Source organism: Jannaschia rubra (genome assembly GCF_001403735.1).
GTDB classification, from domain to species: domain Bacteria; phylum Pseudomonadota; class Alphaproteobacteria; order Rhodobacterales; family Rhodobacteraceae; genus Jannaschia; species Jannaschia rubra.
In genome coordinates this window covers 1-532 of record NZ_CXPG01000001.1, presented here as the reverse complement: position 1 = coordinate 532, position 532 = coordinate 1, and the positions used below count along the sequence as shown (strand labels likewise).

Genomic DNA, 532 nt, shown 5'->3' with positions numbered 1-532 from the left:
CTGCTGTCGCCGTCCGGAGCGTTCGGAAACTACTCGATCACGCAGACCATTGGAGGAGACACGTCGGTGATCGTCGGGGGCGGTCCCGGCAACGACCGGATCACTCTGACCAGCAGAGGTGATGTCGCGCTCGGCTTTGCTGGCAACGACACCATTGCTGGGGGCAGCGGCGACGATCGCATCTATGGTGGTGAGGGCGCGGACGTCCTGACTGGCGGCGGCGGCGCGGACGTTATTGACGGCGGGTCGAACGGCTCGTTTTTCGGCTTTGGAGGCGGCGACGTCTACATCGATAGCCGCGATGGAGGCGCCCGCGACGTACTCATAGACATCGAGCGCGTCCAGGGAACCGGGGACGGGTCGTACTCCGTTGCCAGTTCCTTCTCTGCCTTGCCCAATCTACTCAACCTTCGCTCAGCCCCGTTCCAAGTCGCGACTGTCACCCAGGAAATTACCACGAGGGGTGAGGCGGCCATCGCCGAAGCCCTACGCGATGGCCGTGCGACAATGGATCTCGACGCAGACGGTTTCT

At 63.3% G+C, this 532-nt stretch carries 1 protein-coding gene; it reads left to right on the top strand.

Features of this window, described 5'->3' with window-relative positions; genetic code table 11:
• Positions 1 to 532, top strand: a 532-nt coding sequence (locus JAN5088_RS00005; protein WP_370736400.1) for a calcium-binding protein, incomplete at both ends; no start/stop codon positions are given.